Here is a 19,994-nt window from a genome sequence, read left to right as displayed (position 1 = left end):
TGGTACTCATTTTTATTAATATCATTTAATAGTCTTAAATGATATTAAATACGCTACCTTCCTGACTAGCTGAATATTACACATATAAAAGGGCTATTGTGGTAAAATGAATTAGTGGATTTATACAAAAGTAGAATATATAGGGAGTGGGGAGTTTTTGAGTACGGTTTCAGTTATACATTTTACGGATATACATTTAGCAGATACTGATAACTCTATTATGGACAAACAAAATGCATTATGGAGGGCTTTAAAATCTGAATTGAAATCATCGGATTACATTGTTTGTTGTATATCGGGTGATATTGCACAAAGTGGAAAAGAAGATGAATATTGTAATTTTGCTATTCCTTTTTTTGATAATCTACAAATTGAAATAAAAAAGGAATTTAATCAGCATCTTGAATTTTTGTTGATTCCGGGCAATCATGACTGCGATTTTTTTGGGGATTCAGGAAAAAATGCAACTCGAGATGTCTTAATAAAAGCAATTAACAGTCAAGATAGTGACCAGCTTTCAATACATACAATTGATACTATTAGAGTTCAAGAAAATTTCGATAATTTTAAAAGCCTGTATCATGAGCAATGGGAAAATATAGAGTTAATTCATGATGATCCTCTCCTTCAAAGAGCAGTTCTTAAGATAGGTAAGAAACAAATTATTTTTAATTTAATGAATTCTTCGTGGATATCAACTTTAAGAGAACAACCAGGGAAAATGTGGTTCCCAGTTAAGCAATATCGCCCTATTATGGAGACAACATTAGGAGATGTGAATGTCACTATGATTCATCATCCTGATCATTGGTTGGACCCTGATAATAGAAGAGAGTTAAGAAATTTATTAGAAAGTTCTTCTGATTTTATTTTAAGTGGACATGAACATGCTCATACAAATACTATTCTTACAGATTGGCAGAATAAACGTGTTCAATATATTGAGGGAGGAGTTCTTCAAGAACGTTGGGATCCAGAGGTAAGCCATTTTAAAGTATTACATTTAAATTTAGAAGATGATACACAACGTATTAAAGAATATTCTTGGAATGGAGATTTATATAAAGAGATAGATGATACAGATTGGTGTGATCTCCAAACAGCTTCAATGGCAAAGGGGAAACACCGTACAACTTTAAATATAGTAGAAGAATTTAACTCGTTTATTTATAATATAGGGCTTCCATATACACATCCAAGAAAAAACAAGTTAGATTTAATTGATTTATTTGTAGCTCCAGATCTCAGAGAAATTATTTTACGTGGAAATAGTGGAAGTGAAGTGACTGAATATGTTTCCTTTGATCAAATGCTCGTAGAACTGCAAGAAGATGAGCATTTGTTAATTATAGGAGATAAGGAATCTGGAAAAACAGCATTAAGTAAGCAATTATTTACTCATTCTTTTAATATGGGAAAAAAGCCAATCTTTATTGAGGGGGCAAAGATAAAAGGAGATCACATTAAAGGAATTGACAAATTAATTAAAACTGCAACTAAACAAATTTATGGAGAAGGAACCAATGATCAATATGTTCAACTTGATAAAAAGGACAGGGTGTTAATAATTGATGATTGGCATAAATGTATCCTAAATGCAAAATTTAAATCTTTATTTTTTGAAGAAGCGGCTAAATGGTTTGGGAAGATAATAATAATGGCGGATGAAATTTCAAATATGAGAGAATTATTATTGATTCTTTCAAATCATGAACAGCATAAAGTACGCCAATTTGAAATTCAAGAATTTGGTCATGTAAAAAGAGCTGAACTTATTGAAAAGTGGATATTATTAGGACAAGAATCTACTATAGATGAAAGTAAACTTATAGTAATTAAAGATCAATTAGAAAGATCCGTGGATTCAGTTATTGGGCAAAACTACGTGCCTACATTTCCGCTATATTTACTTATAATTTTACAGGCTTTTGAAAGTAGTACACCTCATAATTTAGATCGTAGTACAAATGGATATTATTATGAATTATTAATAAAACAGGCATTGACAAAGATTCAAGTTACAAATGAAGAAACAGATGCTATGTATAATTATTTGACAGAATTAGCTTATAATTTTTATAAAAATGAAAAACAGGTAATAACCGAAGAAGAATGGTATAAGTTTCATAAGTTATATACAGAAGAATATGCTTTACAATTTAGTAGTCAATTTGAATTCACTAAATATAAAACTAAAATTTGTAATGCGCTTATTTTGCAGAGGTCTGGTGAAGGTTATGTTTTTGCATATTCTTATATATATTATTATTTTGTAGGACAGTACTTAGCCAGACATATAGGTGAAGAAGAAGTTAGAAATACGATTTCAAAAATGTGTTTCAATCTACATCTATCTGACTATGCTCATATACTGATGTTTTTGACTCATTTATCTAAAGATAACTTTATTATTTCGCAAGTAATTAATGTAACGAAATCTCTTTTTGAGGATGTACCAATTTTAAAATTAGAGTCAGATATTGATGTGTTTAATAATTTATTAGATGAAATCCCTCAGTTAGTTATTGAAAATATAGATGTAAATGAGAATAGGAAAAAAGTTCATGAACAGAAAGATGAATATGAAAGAGAGTTGAAAGTTCAGAAAGCTGAGTTGCCTTCAAATGAAGTGGAAGTTGGAAGTGAAATACAAACAATTTCTGAATTCAATAAATCATTAAAGATGCTTGAAATTGTCGGTCAAATCTTGAAAAATTACTATGGATCAATAAAAGCGCAGGAAAAAATAGAATTGTGCATTGAGGCATATGCTGTGGCATTAAGAACAAATAATGCATTCTTGGAAAGATTTAAAGAAGACAAGGATTACATTGTAAAATTCCTATGTTCGTTGGCAGAAGAGAAAGGTTATTATGATAGGGAGAAAGTAGAAAGTGAAGCTAAAAAATTCTTGTTTATGTTAGCACAGGCTATTACATATTCATCTATAAACAAAGTAAGTACTGCTGTAGGATCAAGAAATTTAGATGAAATTTTTAAAAGAGTATATGATGAAATGAGAAGTACATCAGTTAATTTAATTAATGTAGGAATAAAATTGGAACATTATCATCAGTATCCTTATCATGAAATTGCTCAATTATATAATGCTTTATCGGGGAATAAAATGGCACAAGATATATTACGACGTATGGTGGTGAAATATTTATATATGTTTAAAACCACCTTTAAGGATCAACAACGTATTTGTGATTCTGTAGGTATTCAATATACACCACAAAAAATGCTACAGGTGATAAGTCCCAATAAAAGATTTAGGGATTAGCTTTAGAAAAATTAAGTTAACATTGTTTTGAGTAAAGAAAACAAAATTGTTTAATTTTAGTCTTGGAAATACAATAACCACCTACAAGTTTATCGAGTAGGTGGTTTTAATATAGAATTAGAATAAAGTTTGATAAAATGAGCTTTATAATTTCTAAAGGCTAAATAAAATGCGTTTATAATGCTTTAATTTAAAATATAAAATATTACCTTTTTGTATAAATGTCATGACTTAATTTAAAAAGTATATTTATTTACACTGAGAAAACTTTTTGGGAGGGAACGTACCATGCAAGTAAGAAATGAATTTAAAATTTCTAAGAAACAAAAAACTATGATCGCCTGCTTTTTTCTGATACCCTTAGTTATTAGTCTAGCTATCAGCTATATGATTTTTGGTAATTATTCGGAAGCGCTATCTAAAATGTGGGCATACAAAGGGAAACCAAATGCTACCGCTAGTTCTATAACATCCTTATCTTATATATTTACAATTCTAATTGCATTTTATACTTTTGGTACTACATTCGTTTTTAGTTATTTAGTATGGAAGGCGAGTAAAGGTAGCCTAGTAGTTTCTGAAAAACTACAAAAATTAGAATTCCAACGTGAAGAAGAAATTACTAGAGAAAATGCACTTATTGTATATTATGACATTCAACGAGGTATTTCTAATTTACAAGACATATATATAAATTACGAACTAAAAGGACTAGAGGCAAAGCCAAGTAAAATCTATTTCAGTACAGATTGGATTAAAAATGTAGCGAATTTAAGAGATCAACTTACAGAACAAGAATTAAATAAAGTATATAAATTATATGAACAATTTCATGTTTTGCAAAATTTATTAGAAAAACATAAATCTAATACATATGACGAAGAATTAAAAATACAACTTAAAATATTAACTGAAGAGGTTTTTGCTAATTTTATACCTCTCCAAGTACTAAAAAAACATAATGTTTCCTCAGCAAATGAATTAGTAAATATTGATTTATATGTTATTTTGAAAAAAATATACCATTTTACATTTCCCTCTTCTAAACGAAAAACAAAGAAAAATGAATCAACTGGACTTTATGAGACAACTTTAAATGGTAATCTTTTCTTTACAGGGGATAATGAGGAACTATTTATAGGAAAAGGAACTCTTTATAATACTAATAAAGAAGTAAAATGCTCAGGGGAATTTAAAGAAACACAATTTAATAAAGGGCTAATCTATGGGTATTATTCTCAAGGATATAAATTTTACATTGCCAATTATTCTAGATCACTAGAACCGGATGAATTGGAACAGGTTACAGTATATCAATTAAATAGCGTTCGAACAGATAAATATTATTATAGTGGTCAATTTAAACATGGTAAGATTTATGATGGAATTTCAACTTTATTTAATATGGATCATGACATTATATATCAAGGTAAAATAAAAGATGGTTACAGAGATGGTAAGGGGATATCCTACGACTTTAAAGGCGAAAAAGAATTTGAAGGTATTTGGAAAGAAGATTACATCTATAATGGAACTCAATATTCAAATGGTAAAAAATTATTCGAAGGGGAATTTAAAATAGTCAAAGACTCAAGCGCTTTTAGTGGCAAAAGGGTAAAACCATGGGATGGAGCAGTAAACAACTATGATATTTCGTACGAAGTTAAAGACTTTACAGGGGAGATACGTAGCGGGATACCATATACAGGATACGGGCATCTTCTTCATCTTGATTATGATGGAAAAACTTTCAAAGAATATACGCAAATTGAAGAGCAGACTATAGAACGTGCAGAAGATGAAGCTGAAAATCCAAGAGAACCAAGTTTAATAGAAATTGAGGAATGGGCAAAAGATAATAATGATGAGGCTCGTAAGGATTATCAGCCGCACACTGAATATATTAAGGCAGATTGGGAACAAAAAGAAGTAACTGCTAGGGAAGCAAATGAAATCAATATAAATATTTATAATGCGAGAGGTGAAAGGGTTACAAATCATTAAAAAGTGCGTAAAGGGCGCTTTTAATAATGAGGTAATTAAATATATGAATGACTGTAATTTATTGAAGTTTTAAAAGAGTTATTGGAAATTGGAGCTAATTAAGAGTTGCTATTTAGGGTAACTCTTTTTTAGTATGGATATACGATCTACTTTAAGTATTAGAGTATTGGGACCTTATAGAAAATTCATATAGTTATTTCCGTGGAATATTTGAGTACTGTTTTAGATTTCAATAGTTAAAGTGTTATAATCATGGGAGGTATTGGTAATGATTAATGAATGAAAGCGGGATAAAAATTATGTACTTATCAGAGATAAACGCCTGGAATTTTAGAAGATTTGGTATGGAATATGATGGTAAACCAGGCATCCATTTGAATTTTAATCAAGGATTAAATTTGCTAGTTGGAGAAAATGATTCAGGAAAGACGGCAATAGTAGATGCAATAAAATATACAATATTAACACAAAGCTATGAAAATTTAAGAATAGAACTAGAAGATTTTCATATTCCAGTAGGTGAAAGTGATGAAGATAAAAGAGCTCAAGAGTTACGAATAGAATGTATTTTTCGAGGTTTTTCAGATCTAGAGGCTAAAAATTTCTTGGAATGGCTTGGAATGGAAAAAAATTCAGATGAAATATATGAATATTACCTTAAGGTTTTTTTAATTGCTAAGAGAAAAGGAAATCATATATATTACGATATTAAAGCAGGATCAGACCAGGAAGGTAAAGCATTGAATGGAGAAGCGAGAAGTTTATTAAGAACAACGTATCTTAAACCATTACGAGATGCAGAAAAAGAAATGGCTTCAAAAAGAAATTCTCGATTATCTCAAATATTGGAAAGCCATGAGGCTTTTAAAGGAAAAGAAGACCATTATTTATATGGAATCATTCAAGAAGCAAATGATAAAGTAAAGAGTTATTTTAAAGGAAGAGATACAAATGGTGAGGAGTTAGCTGATCAAGAAGGAAAAAAAATATTAGAACAAATCAATGTATATTTAGAAAGTTTTGCTGGGGAAAATAAAATACTTAGTTCAGATTTTAACATATCACCGTTAAGATTAAAAAATATTTTAGAACGGCTCAATTTAGAGTTAATTGAAAGTAAGTCTGGTTTAGGCTCTCATAATTTGCTATTTATTGCAACAGAATTATTATTATTGAAAAGGGATAACTATCAAGGCTTAAAATTAGCACTTGTAGAGGAAATTGAGGCGCATTTACATGTACAAGCACAAATGAGATTGATAGATTTTCTTCAGGAAGAAGTGGAAAACTCAAATTTACAATTAATTATGACTACACACAGCACAGACCTTGCATCAAAAGTGAATTTAAGTAATTTAATCATCTGTAAAGATGGTGCAGCTTTTCCAATGGGATACGAATACACAGAGTTAAGTCAGGGGGATTATTTATTCTTAGAACGCTTTTTGGATTCGACTAAAGCGAATTTGTTTTTTGCTCAGGGGGTTATATTAGTTGAAGGGGATGCAGAAAATTTATTAATACCTACTATAGCAGATATTATTGAAAAACCATTATCAAAATATGGGGTTTCAATTGTTAATGTTGGAAACACCGCCTTTTTAAGGTACTCTAGAATATTTAAAAGAAAAAATCCTGAAATAGGAAGTTTAAAGATCCCTGTTGCTGCAATAACTGATAATGATGTCAGACCAGATTTATATAAGAGTAAAGACCCTCAAGCAAAGACATGGGAAGATCTAGAAAATGAAAAACCAATTGAGCAAAGAAGAGAAGAAAGAAAAGCAAGAATTGAAGGACAAGATGTGAAATTATATATATCTCCTGTGTGGACATTAGAATATGATATAGCATTAGGTGTTCTACAAAAAGAATTATTTGAAGCAGTACTTAGGGCCGAAAAAGTTCAAAATAGTGATTCAATAGGGTTGACTCCAGCAAAAATAAAGGCTGTAAATAAAACAGTAGAAGAAAAATATAAGAATTGGGAAGAAGAAAATGTTCCTAATGAAAAGCGAGCATTTTACATATATAGTGATTTGATGTTAGATAAAAGTATTTCTAAAGCAATAACTGCTCAATGTTTTGCAGAAGTTTTAAGTCAAAAGCAAAAAGAGGATCCTGAAGGTTTAAAAGAAAAAATCTTAAGAGATGAAAATTTAAAATATGTTGTACAAGCTATTAATTATGCTACAAATGGAGTTGGATAAAATGACACAAATTGATAGTCGAGATATTTCATATGCTGAACAAATGTTGTTACATAATGATGAGAGTTTTGATGATGAGCGTAGAGCTGTTATTCAATGTCTAGAGAGTAAAGATATCATAGCTTGTCCAGGGAGTGGGAAGACAACAGCATTGTTAGCTAAACTTGCTATATTAGCAGGTAAATTACCTTTTGAAAATAATAAAGGAATTTGTGTCCTTACTCATACTAATGTAGCAATTAATGAAATTAAAAGTAGATTGGGTATACAAGGAGAAAAACTATTTAGTTACCCACATAATTGTAGTACGATACAATCATTTGTAAATCAATTTTTAGCAATTCCAGCATATATACATTTTTATGGAAAAAGACCGATTAGAATTGATGATGAAGTATATAATGAAGAAATAATAAAAAAATATTATCAAAATATCCCACGTAATTTACAGTTTGGGATAGCGAAACGTAATATCGATGTACAAGCTATTCGCTTTAATTTAGAAAATGAAAATATACAAACAAGTCTATATGGTAGAAAAGTCTATGAAAACGAACAAAGTAGTAGTTATTTAGCACTTAAAGGATTAAAGAGACAAATGCTTCAAGATGGGATTTTATGTCACGATGATGCATATTTTTTAGCTTATAAGTACTTAAGAGAGAACCCTAACCTTAAGGGAGTGTTTTCAAACCGCTTTTTATATGTTTTTATAGATGAAATGCAAGATACTATGATGCACCAAAAGGAACTATTAGAATTATTATTTGATGATTCCGTAGTAATTCAAAGGATTGGAGATCTCAATCAATCAATATATGATCAATCAGGTGCAATTGGTTCTTGGGAAGTGGTTCCAGAGTCAAGTTTGGAGATTTCAGATAGTAAAAGATTTTCTAAGGCAATAGCAGATATTGTGAAAAATATTTGTGTTACACCTCAAAATCTCAATGGTAATACTAATATAGAAGATATAAGACCATATCTTTTAGTTTATAACTCAACGAATATTCAAAATGTATTGGAAGAATTCGCTAAAATTATAATAGAGAGGGATTTACATAACTTAGATCGTAAAGTTTTTAAAGCTATAGGATGGGTATCTGAACACGAAAGAGAAATTGGGATAAAAAATTATTGGGAGGAATTTAAAACTAGTAGACGAAAGCGTAGTGATTTTAATAGTTTGAGAATGTATTTGCTGGAGGAATCATCTGAAGATCTAGAAAGATTTGGAGCTAACTTATACAATGATAAGGTATTAAAAGGAATCTTAAAAACATTAAGAATAATGAACGAAAAAAATGAAGGAAAGCATTATACAAAACAGAGGTTTTTAAATTATTTGAAAGAATCCCATAATGAAATATATGAAGATTTAATGCTTAAACTTTCGAGATGGTGTTTAATGATTCAGAATCATCAAGAAGTAGTGAGCGAGGTTGAAGAATTTATTACAGAGAAATTAAAAAGAATATTTAATTGGGATGATATTAGTCAATTGACATCTTTTTTTAGTAATACAGAAGAGGAATTAACAGAAGTATATAGTGTACAAACGAATGTGATGAAATTTTTAGGAGAAGGGAATGAAGTTGATATCGAAGTAGCATCAATACATTCAGTAAAAGGAGAAACGCATACAGCAACGTTATATTTAGAAACTTTCTATTTTGAATATGATATAAAACGTATTATTGCATATTTAAAGGGAAATCATACGAATACTAATCGTTCAAGAATGATACAAAATTTGAAAATGGCGTACGTTGGGATGACGAGACCCACACATTTATTATGTGTAGCAGTTCGAGAGGAATCTATTAATGGGCACGAAGCAGAATTAAATGCTGCGGGATGGGATATTAAATATGTTGGAGAAAGAGTGCCAGTAACGCAGGCGTAATATTAGACTGGATTAAGGTACTGTAACTGAATGAGTTGATGTAGATTTATCTTTACTCTGATTTTCGTAAATTTGATTCTATAATCTTTAATGATAAAGGAGAATATAAAGAAAGATGAGGTAATGGTAAAAATGTTTATAAAGAAAATAGAAATTAAGTCCTTTAGAAAGCTGAAGAATTTCACTTTGGATTTATCAAAAACTGATAAGTTAGATGAAAATAAAAATATGAATCTGACAATAATGGTTGGGGAAAATGGAACGGCCAAAACAACAATATTTGAAGCGATTATTTCCAGTTTCCTAAATGATAAAAACGACTGTAATCCGGAATATAAAATCGAGTATTTATATAATGGCGATTTATATCATAGTAATATAAACAATTCTCCCATACCTTATAGGGTTATAGTTTCCACTTATACACCAATTGATAAATTAGAAGAGGTTGAAATAAAATGGGAAAACAGGCATGTTTTATATAAGACTAGTGTAGATCGGATTAAATTACAGTATGTTGCGACAAGAATTTTAAAACACTATGCTATAGGTAATAAATCGGAGATTGATGCCATTTTTGAATATATTGGTTATGGAAATAATAATGTGGCATTAGAAATATCAGAATATAAATTAAACACCGTTTCACATATGGTACATAAAGTATTAAAAAGAATCAAATACAATTATCCAAGTCCAGAGTGTTTACTTGACCATGATAATATAATTGGAGATTTTAATTATTTTATAAATAAATATCAATGTGAGTTAATAGAGTTTAAATCGCAGATAGAAGATAAAATAGGAAAAAGGATTACTTATAAGATTGACTTAGCGGCAGGATTTAAATCCAATGCCTATTTTATAGAGGGGAAAAAACATATTGATAAAATGATAGAACTAAAGGTTCGTTTTATAATACATAAGATGAGAATCTTTTTAAAGCTATCTAAGGTGTCCGATCTAACCAATGGAAATAAAAAGAAGTTTTTATCCGTTGATGATATAAATTTATATCATGGTGGAGCAACTGCATTTAGAAAAGATGTGGAGTTACTTGAAGCGTGTTCTGTAACCTACTGGAAGGATTTGTGGATTGGTGATAAAGAGAATAGAATTCCTTTATCAATGATGAGTTCAGGAGAATTAAGTCTATTTTTAAGAATCTTTGATTTATATGATTATGTAGAAGATAACTCAATCGTTCTAATTGATGAACCCGAAACACATTTACATCCAAAATGGATAAAAGGGTATATAGAAATACTAAATAGATTACTGGGGGCAAAAAGATGCCATGTAATTATTGCTACTCACTCTCCTTTGATTGTATCTGATGTTCCCAAAAATAGTATTGTAGCTTTAAAAAATGACCGAAATAAAATTGAACAAATAAAGATAAATGAAAGAACATTAGGATTAAATTATGATGAAATTCTATCAGAGGTTTTTGGACTGGATGATGATAAAGGGAAAATGGTTCACGAATATGCTAAGTTAATAGAATTTGCACTAGAAAATGATGATTTTGATAAAGCGCTAGAAATATATGCACAAATGGCTGATAGTAATGTTAGGTATAATTTATACTCTAAATTAAAAGCATATAAGAAACGAAAAGGTGAAATAGATGTATAAAGTTCCATGGGTAGATAGAATGGAAAAACTGGTAGGTCCGTATCATGCGTTTGTATTGGAACTATTAAACTGTATAAATAAGTTATCTCCGCTTGAAAGGCCCATAAAAATAAAAGATAAAGAATTAGAAGAGAAGCTGGATACGGATTTAGAGATTGTTATTAAAGAACTTGAGATTTTAAAAATTAACAGGGAATGTTCTGACGATTTTTTTAAAGTGGTTAAACAGACAGCTTTGAAAGAGCATATAAGGAATTTAAAATATGAAGAATATGATCTTTTAAAAAAATACAGAACTATAACCAATAAGTATGAAATGATTCTTTCGAACTTACATCTTGATAAAACGCTATATTCAAAAAATATAAAACAAGCGTTTGTATATTTATATGAAAATTTATTGAGTGGAAAATTTTTTAACGAGGCTATAAAAAGTGAAGGGGAAATTGCAGTAAATGAATTTAAAAAATTTCTAACACTAGAGAATAATATTTGTCCCTATTGCGATTGGCATGAAATGGAACTTGCAGGGGTATCAATTGATCATTTTTTACCTAAGTCTAAGTACCCACTATTATCAATCTATCCAAGGAATCTTGTTGTGGCATGTACAGCATGTAATGATCGTATAAAAAGAGATAATATGAATTTACCAATTGCTCACCCTTATTATACTGAAGCGGCCAACTTTTTTAATTTTAGGTTAGTTAATGAGGAAATAATAATAGAGTTTAAAGATGGAATTACACTTATAGATAAAAAAAAGGTGAAGAATTTTCTTGATTTATTCCATATAAGAGAGAGATTTAATCAATCTCATATAAAAAAATTAAATGATTTATACAGAAGGATTCGACAGGGGATTTTTGAAGAATTAAAGAATAAAAAGGTAGAGTTATTAGAAGTGGAAAAAACTATAAAATATAAGATTGAGAAAGAGAAAAAAGAATTATCCGAATATAAAAGAAAAGCCCCTTTGACAAAATTAAAATTAGACTATTTGAATCAGATAAATACTATATTAGAAATAAAAGAATTGGCAGGGTATATCTTATTGGATATTGAATTATATCAAAAATCAATGAAATCAAATTGAATTATTATAAGGAAACTATTAAAGATAAACATTTAAATACGAATAATACAATGTAATGTTCAAGTGTACTTGTTGGTTGTTATTATTTCTCCATTTATTGTTATCTTGATATTAATGAGTAGTTAATTAAACAATCGAAACATAAGTATATTGTATTACTCAGTAAGGAATATCTAGCTTGAAAAATAATATTTGTTATTATATTCAAGTAATTTATGTAATGTAAAATATCTTTACTAACATTGAAAAGTCGATTAAATCAAAGGAAAGTAGTAAAGGTAATTTTTCCTCAACCACAGATCCTGTTCATAGAGAAAAAATGATTTCTGGTTATTTTAGTAAAATATAGAGAGAAATCAAAAGGAGCGATAGTAACAATTCGCTCCTTTTTAATATAATTCTTTTACAACTATATGTTCAAAATTCATTTATAAACTAGAGATAACCTCAACCTATTTGTAATTTATATGTACGTTCTTAATTTGTTTGTAAGGAAAGAGGTTTTTAATTTACAGACTTATCGGAATTATGTAAAGTGTAGATAAAACCATAAAATGGGGTGTTCTTTATGTGTACTAGTTTGACATTAGAGACAAAAAACGGTCAGCATCTTTTTGCAAGAACGATGGACTTCACATTAGATATGAATCAAGAAGTAATAATCATTCCTCGACATTACCAGTGGAATAATATAACTGGTGAAATCATTAATACGAAACATGCTACGGTCGGAATGGGAATTAATCATCAAGGAAGGATCATTATGGCGGACGGAGTAAATGAAGCAGGTATGACATGTGCAACACTCTATTTTCCAGGATTCGCTACGTATAGTCAAAGCATAGATGACAATAAAACGAATTTAGCTCCATTTGATTTTGTGACTTGGAGTCTTACACAATTCAATTCTGTCAAAGAGTTAAAGAAATCTGTAGATAGCCTTACCTTTTTGGATATACCGTTACCGGATTTAGGACTTACGCCACCACTACATTGGATTTTGGCAGATAAATGGGGAGATTGTATTGTACTGGAGCCGACAAATGAAGGATTAAAAATGTATGACAACCCACTAGGAGTGATGACGAATAGTCCGGAGTTTAATTGGCATTTGCAAAATTTAAGACAATACATAGGTCTTAAATCGCAGCCATTCGCGCCAACAGAGTGGAGTAACTTATCATTAAGTGCTTTTGGTCAGGGATCGGGCTCAATGGGACTTCCAGGGGATTTCACTCCACCCTCAAGATTTGTGCGGGCAGCATATGGCAAACAAAACATTCAAGGTATAGATAGCGAAGAAGAGGGAGTATCAGCCCTTTTTCATATCTTATCAAATTGTGAGGTTCCTAAAGGTGGAGTAATAACAGAAGAAGGTGCATTAGATAATACCATATATACAAGCGTAATGTGTATGGAATCCGGAACATATTATTATCATACTTACGATTGTAGACAAATTATAGCTGTTCATTTATTTCATGAAAATTTAGATACAGATGAGATTAAAGCCTATCCGTTCCAACGGAAACAAAAAATATTTTATGAAAACTAAGTAGCTTTGAAGCAACATTTGGTAAATTTTTAAATATATATAATAGGGCAATAATGAACTATATCATTCTTGGCTACTTCTTTAACTTTGGGATTTATCATAAATCTACTCCTTTCTTCAATGACTCCAACGAGTAGAAATTTGCTGCTAGGAGCATTGGCTAAGGAGCAGTGAAGGTGGAATTTATTTATAAATAGTAAAGAACCAAAAAGGTGTGGAACATATCCATACCTTTTTGGTTCTTCTATTATCTATGTATAAAAAAGCGCTGTATATCAGCACTTTTTAAAAGTACATGAGTTGTATAAGAAAAACTTATATATTACCTATAACTATACAAGGTCTAATATAGATTCTTATTTGATTAATTGTTATAAGAGCCTATACGCTTATTTATTTTTATTATTATTAATTTTTTCCGTATATAGCACCTGCTCTTTATAATGCTTCTTAATTGGGAAAGTATGTGTACCAGAGCCGTTTTTGAAATTTTTATTGATAGGGTTTTTTAGCGGGATTGTTGTAGTTTCGGTAAATTCATATGGGTAGTTTATTTTAGATTTATCTTCAAACATGAAAATGCCTCCTTTTAGGATTTCCTGAATTCTTTACTATAACATGATATGCATATAGATTTTTTTTGGACTAGTTATTTATAGAGGTTAATGGAATTTAATTACGAAACTACTGAAATATTTTAAAGGAAAATAATTTGTGAAATATATGATATTGATTTTTGTTATTTGTTTGGGGAGGTGTTTTTTGCATATGTATTCGTTATAAATTGTTTTTATAATATGATTCATATAGGTTTTTCCTGATAATATAATGCGGAATATTATAGTGTTATTATGTTATTAGGAACATTTAATGCTGTTTCATAACTGAAAGGGAATTGAAAAAAAACTGAAACTTTTCTCATAAAAATTCAATCTAACTTGAAAAATGAAAGGAAAATGAAATTTTCCAAAAGATATTCTTTGTTAAGATAAAAAACATACATAAATAAAGTGTTGGCATATCTTAAAAATGTATTTTCAAGATATAGTGGGGGAAAAGATGAGAATAGAAAAACAATTAATAAAAAAGATGTATTATGAAACATTCCTAATGGAGAATGTAACAAAACCACCTCTTGACGTACTTGGAGAAGCTTATGTAAACGAAGAAAAAAATGAGATTTCTGATGGATCTTATATTCGTTTTGCGCAAGGTGAATTTTATTATCAGCATCAAGATTTTGAAGCAGCTATTTTTAAATGGGAGAAGGTTAGTAATGAATTAGCACCATGGGCACAAAAAAATATTGCGGATGCTTATTTCGAACTGAATCAATTAGCAGTTGCTGAAAATGTTTATACTTCCATTGCTACTGATAATATAATATTGATGACAGAAATTAGATTACAATTACTTTCTCTTTACATAGAGCAAAATAATTTTGAAGCAGCTTTCGCTGTTATTAAAGAAGCGGTTTCTTTAAATCCGGATTATCCGAATGTCACAAAAATTGCCCGTTCCTTTTATGAGGAACAACAAGATTTTGATAGTGCAGTAGAGCTTGCTGTGAATGAGTTAATTCGAATAGAATCTTATCCTTGGTTTGAGGTGTTAAAAGGATATATCGATAAAGGATGTACTAAACATATTTCACCAGATTATTTTTATGATGCATTAGTTACATTAAATAATGTAGATCAAGTACAATTTACGCAAATGGTTTCATCACTTTGGAACAGTTATAAAAATGAACAAAATTACTTATTGTGGCTTAACACAATAAATGAATTTTTCTTACATATTGAAATAGAGTCGTCCGATATATGGGACAAAATTTCTTCTCTTTACGAAGAAACATACTTTGCATTAATTCAAGGGCAATATATGCTTAAACAATTACACGATATCATTCCAAGTCTTTTAACAAATTGGTTAAAAGTAGTCAATCCGTCTTATGCTGTATTTCCATCAGCAGCTGTATTGGCATGGGATGAGATTTTTCCATCTAAAATAGATTCAGGCGATATACAACATGCGGAAAAGCTACTGTTATATTCTATGAATCATGTGAATGGTTTAGAGTACAGTCTACATCTTTTTGAATCTATTACACAGTGGGCACAAAAGAACAATATAGAAATAGGTCAACGATTTAGATGGTTAGTTGACGAACTTGCAGATTTAAGAACAAATCGTATTTTAGTAACAGGAACTTCAGGGAACGGAAAAACTACATTTATCAACTCTATATTAGGAGAAAATCTATTAGAAAAATCAATTTCAAATGTAGTAGTTTTAAAAAATGATGCTCATACAGAAATTAACGCCATAACAGATGCTGCAATTACAACAACGGAAGATATCTCTGATTATCATAATATGATGTCTCAACACCATCAAACGTATAGAGATAGAGCATGTGTTGAATTTAAATTACCATGCAAATTTTTAAGTGAAAATAAACTTACATTTGTAGTTACACCTGGCTTTAATAGGAATAACGACACTAGGGATGAGGTATTTGAATATCTAAATTCCGTGGATGAATTATTGTTTGTATTGAATGCGGATTCACCTTTTACTGATAAAGAGCGTGATATTCTATTAAGCATTCAAGAACATACACCAAATTTACAAATTCATTTCTTATTAAATAAAATCGATAACATTTACAGTGAAGCAGAAGTGAAAAGAGTATTACAAGATACGGCAGCGAGAATAAACACATATTTCCCGCAAGCGAGAATTTTTCCTTATTCTTCGTTATATACGAGTAATCAACAATTGAATGAGTTAACTGAGTTTATTCATTTTAACTTTAATCATAAAAATATTGATGCAGAACGTACTGAAAAGCTATTGTTCTTCATCCGAAAAACAATTACATATCTTTTAGCTAAACGCGTTGAGAAAGAAAACAATCTAGTGGATGCGATTAAGTGGAATGAAGATATGCTAGTGAAACTAAACGGTAGCATGAATAACCTTACTGCATTTGAGAGGGAAAAAATTCATTTCATTACACAGTCATATCGTACAATGAAAATGGAAATTACGAACGAACTTACTGAAAATATACCGAAGATATTACAGAGTTGTTCTGATTTAATGAGTGAAGACAGTGATTTCGGTCACATGGATACAGAACTAAATAAAGCAATGAATGAAAGAGTGCATAAATATTTAGAACAAACGGTATTACCTCATCTTGCTCTTTCTATGCAAAATTGGATTGCAACTTCTCATAATGAGCTCCTTCAAAGTCAATCGTACTTAGAAGAACTTAGTGAAGGACTTAATTCTTTATTTGGAGAAAATCGAATACAGTTAGAATGTGACTTTAAAGTGTTGGATGACTGGCGCAGAGATACTGACAGAATGACGACTAGAATACAAATGGATGAAGTAAATATTTTACGTCGATTTACGCCAGCACAATTTTTACTGAAAAGTGCCGGTAAATTATTTGGAGTTCTTCCTAAAAATAAAACTATGTTATATAACAAATACAAACAGTATGTAGAAAATGAAGATTATACTGAGGTAACGGATTCTATTATGAAGAAATTTTTCTTGCAATTTGAGCTATTCGAAAACACACAAGAGCGAGATATTCATATCTTCTTTAGGAATCCATTTAACTCCTTGAAACAAGCTGTAGAAAATATGCAATTAGAAATACAAGAAAAACAAGAGATGTTACATAAAATGAAATCAAATCCTGAAGTTTATCATGATTCTATCATGCTCTTTGAATTGAGATTACGTCAATGTGAAGTAATTTTACATATGGGTGATGATCATACTTATACAGATGTAATTTTAGAAACAAGTGCAGAATAAAAGTAAAATATTTAAGATTTTTTATGTGAAATTGCATCACATGTTATAAGAGAGTAAAAGGGAGCAACTGTAATGAGTTGCTCCCTTTGCATATTCACATTATTTTTCAGTTTCTTTAATTTTAGTTTGTACTTCGCCAGTTTTAATTTTATTACTTTCTGAGAAACGTAGTAAATCTCCTTCAATAATTTTGTCAGACATTCGTAATTCATTTTGTGCACGGTTAATGAGTGCTTGAGCTTCTTTTTTTGGTAAATCTACAATTTCACCTGTTATGCGGTCATAGAAAGTGTTGTTTTTGTATGCATATTTGTCTGTAATGAAGCTACCATCACGTAAAACAACAAAACCGGTATATTCATCTGAAAACATATCATGACCAAAACGAATATCGTTCGTAGTATCAATCCCTAATAAATTGAGAATAGTAGGTTTCATATCGATTTGTCCCGTAGGCTTTGAAATCGTTTGACCTTCTGTTTGTCCAGGGACATGAATATATAAAGGTGTACGTTGTAAATTTAAAGTATCAAATTCTGTTATTTGATCTTTTTCTAAAAACTGTGCCATTGCACGATTATGTTTTTCAGAAATGCCATAATGATCACCGTATAATACAATAATAGAATCATCATACATTCCCTCGGCTTTTAAACGCTCAATAAATTTTTTAATTGATTCGTCTAAGTAACGTGCTGTTACGATATAACGATCAAATACGCCATTACCAGAGTTATATGGTTCAATGAATTTTGTATCTTCATCATACGTAAATGGATAATGATTCGTTAAAGTAAGGAAACGAGCATAAAATGGTTGATCAACAGTTTTTAATATATCTACTGATTGATCGAAGTATTCGATATCTTTTAATCCCCAATTTAAATTTGTTTCGGGCGTAATTTTGTAATCAAGTTCATTATAGTAACGGTCATAACCGAGAGCAGAATACATAATGTTACGATTCCAAAATGTTGCATTATTCGCATGGAATACAGAAGTGAAATAACCTTGCTGACGTAAAATTTCTGGCGTCGCAGTATAATCATTGTTACCGTGTGTGAAAAATACAGCTCCTCGATTTAATGGATATAACGACGTATCGATTAGAAATTCAGAATCGGATGTTTTTCCTTGCCCAGTTTGGTGGAAAAAGTTATCAAAGTAATAGCTTTCATTTATGAATTCATTCAAAAATGGTGTAACTTCTTGTCCGTTAACTGTTGCGCCGATTAAAAAGGTTTGCAGGGATTCAAGAGTGACAACAATTACGTTTTTTCCTTTCGCTACACCAAACATGTTAGGATTTGGCTCACTTTCGTTTGCCTTCACGTAGTTTTCTGTTTCTTGTAATTTACTACTATCAGCAAGTGCCTTTTGTGATCCTGCTTTTACTTGTAGTGTTAAATCATATACTTGATGCGTGTATAGTCCTAAATTTTTAACAAGCATGACTCGGTCGAATGATCTCGTTAGTAATTCAGGTCGCTCTTTTTCTGCAAGATGTAGATTTGCAAAAAATACACCAATCGTTAAGAGAAAATATAACAAGCGTGCCGAATGAGTTACGCGCCCCGTTTGGAAGACTAGTGCCTTCTTCTTTAATAAAATAAAGAAGAAAATAATGTCTGCGAATGCGAGTATAATTTTGTAGTTCAATATTTCTATAATACTACCGCCTAATTGGCCAAAGTTTGATGTTTGTCCAAGTACTGGTAACGTAACGAAATCACTATAAAAATCATAGAACATTACATTCCCAACAAGTACAATTGTTAATAAGAAATTAATACATAGCGCGATATAATTTCGCTTTTCACCGGTTGCAAATAATGCGAATCCGACAAAAGCTAATGATGCAGCGAGTGGGCTAATAAATAAAATCAGCTCTTGTGTAGAAGACTCAATTTTTAAATCAAAACTGAACCTTGTAATAAGATATGTTTTTAACCATACTGCTAAAGCAATTATTAAAACAAAGCTTATATTTTGCATTTGTAAATTGATTTTATTTTTCATTTTTACTCCTTCTTTTTGTAATTTATTTAACTTGTGTTATATATTATGTTTTTATAACTATTAGAGTGTGCTGAACCATTTAGTTAATGGTTTCTAAAGGTAATAATATAAAGTATTCACATACGTACAATGAGGAATTTTAAAGCGTAAATCTATTTTTTAGAACAGAGCAGAAAAAGTCATAGTTGTAGTAAAAAATACTTATAGACATCCTAACATATTAAACACTATGGTGATGTTACAAAATATCGAACAAATGAAGGTGGAACTGAATAGAGGCTTGTAAAACTATTGACATTCAATTTGTTAGAATTGAATGTCAATAGTTATATATACACGTTTATATTACATATGTATCTCATGAAATCTCGATTCCTTGTGGGATAATCGTTAGCGGAGGGAGGATAGTGATTTATGCTATTACTACATAAATAAAG

General features: G+C 30.1%; 10 protein-coding genes. 8 read left to right on the top strand and 2 right to left on the bottom strand.

Annotation, left to right across the window (positions count from 1 at the left end; translation table 11 throughout):
* The first annotated feature begins 157 nt into the window (after positions 1-157).
* The 7 genes from PDQ40_RS09650 (at position 158) to PDQ40_RS09620 (ending at position 13,695) form a co-directional block, all read left to right on the top strand.
* Positions 158-3,286 (top strand): metallophosphoesterase, encoded by a 3,129-nt coding sequence (locus tag PDQ40_RS09650; RefSeq protein ID WP_270691407.1) that lies wholly within the window; start codon positions 158-160, stop codon positions 3,284-3,286.
* Between the two features lie 288 nt (positions 3,287-3,574).
* On the top strand, positions 3,575-5,290 hold the full coding sequence (locus PDQ40_RS09645; RefSeq protein ID WP_236837902.1) for a hypothetical protein: 1,716 nt from the start codon (positions 3,575-3,577) through the stop codon (positions 5,288-5,290).
* A 275-nt stretch (positions 5,291-5,565) separates the two neighbouring features.
* A complete protein-coding gene (locus PDQ40_RS09640; RefSeq protein ID WP_270691406.1) occupies positions 5,566-7,500 on the top strand; it encodes an ATP-dependent nuclease in 1,935 nt (644 codons plus the stop codon).
* 1 nt (position 7,501) lies between these two features.
* Positions 7,502-9,406, top strand: coding sequence for a UvrD-helicase domain-containing protein (locus PDQ40_RS09635; protein WP_229131420.1), 1,905 nt, complete (start codon positions 7,502-7,504; stop codon positions 9,404-9,406).
* A gap of 123 nt (positions 9,407-9,529) precedes the next feature.
* Positions 9,530-11,044: an AAA family ATPase gene (locus PDQ40_RS09630; RefSeq protein ID WP_236837900.1), complete on the top strand. Its 1,515-nt coding sequence runs from the start codon at positions 9,530-9,532 to the stop codon at positions 11,042-11,044.
* A complete protein-coding gene (locus tag PDQ40_RS09625) occupies positions 11,037-12,140 on the top strand; it encodes a hypothetical protein (RefSeq protein WP_270691405.1) in 1,104 nt (367 codons plus the stop codon). The genes PDQ40_RS09630 and PDQ40_RS09625 overlap by 8 nt, the downstream gene beginning before the upstream one ends.
* Positions 12,141-12,708: 568 nt before the next feature.
* Positions 12,709-13,695 carry a choloylglycine hydrolase family protein gene (locus PDQ40_RS09620; RefSeq protein WP_270691404.1) on the top strand — a complete coding sequence of 329 codons (987 nt, stop codon included), beginning with the start codon at positions 12,709-12,711 and terminating at the stop codon, positions 13,693-13,695.
* Between the two features lie 389 nt (positions 13,696-14,084).
* Here the strand turns inward: PDQ40_RS09620 and PDQ40_RS09615 are convergent, their stop codons facing one another.
* The gene (locus tag PDQ40_RS09615; RefSeq protein WP_000461128.1) at positions 14,085-14,270 is read right to left on the bottom strand and encodes a hypothetical protein; all 186 of its coding nucleotides are present in this window, start codon (positions 14,268-14,270) and stop codon (positions 14,085-14,087) included.
* Positions 14,271-14,724: 454 nt separating this feature from the next.
* On the opposite strand from PDQ40_RS09615, the gene PDQ40_RS09610 reads away from it, so the two are divergent.
* Positions 14,725-17,538: a dynamin family protein gene (locus tag PDQ40_RS09610; protein ID WP_140158743.1), complete on the top strand. Its 2,814-nt coding sequence runs from the start codon at positions 14,725-14,727 to the stop codon at positions 17,536-17,538.
* 99 nt (positions 17,539-17,637) lie between these two features.
* On the opposite strand, the gene PDQ40_RS09605 is transcribed toward PDQ40_RS09610, so the two are convergent.
* On the bottom strand, positions 17,638-19,557 hold the full coding sequence (locus PDQ40_RS09605; RefSeq protein ID WP_000791045.1) for an LTA synthase family protein: 1,920 nt from the start codon (positions 19,555-19,557) through the stop codon (positions 17,638-17,640).
* Positions 19,558-19,994: the final 437 nt, after the last annotated feature.

Source organism: Bacillus cereus group sp. Bc061 (assembly GCF_027715825.1).
GTDB lineage: Bacteria > Bacillota > Bacilli > Bacillales > Bacillaceae_G > Bacillus_A > Bacillus_A paranthracis.
Note: the sequence above shows the minus strand (reverse complement) of the source record. Positions and strands in the feature narration are given on the sequence as shown.

Coding starts and splice junctions, on each gene's coding strand:
- PDQ40_RS09645 (WP_236837902.1), top strand. CDS start 3,575: ATGCAAGTAAGAAATGAATTTAAAATTTCTAAGAAACAAAAAACTATG.
- PDQ40_RS09640 (WP_270691406.1), top strand. CDS start 5,566: ATGAATGAAAGCGGGATAAAAATTATGTACTTATCAGAGATAAACGCC.
- PDQ40_RS09635 (WP_229131420.1), top strand. CDS start 7,502: ATGACACAAATTGATAGTCGAGATATTTCATATGCTGAACAAATGTTG.
- PDQ40_RS09630 (WP_236837900.1), top strand. CDS start 9,530: ATGGTAAAAATGTTTATAAAGAAAATAGAAATTAAGTCCTTTAGAAAG.
- PDQ40_RS09625 (WP_270691405.1), top strand. CDS start 11,037: ATGTATAAAGTTCCATGGGTAGATAGAATGGAAAAACTGGTAGGTCCG.
- PDQ40_RS09620 (WP_270691404.1), top strand. CDS start 12,709: ATGTGTACTAGTTTGACATTAGAGACAAAAAACGGTCAGCATCTTTTT.
- PDQ40_RS09615 (WP_000461128.1), bottom strand. CDS start 14,270: ATGTTTGAAGATAAATCTAAAATAAACTACCCATATGAATTTACCGAA.
- PDQ40_RS09610 (WP_140158743.1), top strand. CDS start 14,725: ATGTATTTTCAAGATATAGTGGGGGAAAAGATGAGAATAGAAAAACAA.
- PDQ40_RS09605 (WP_000791045.1), bottom strand. CDS start 19,557: ATGAAAAATAAAATCAATTTACAAATGCAAAATATAAGCTTTGTTTTA.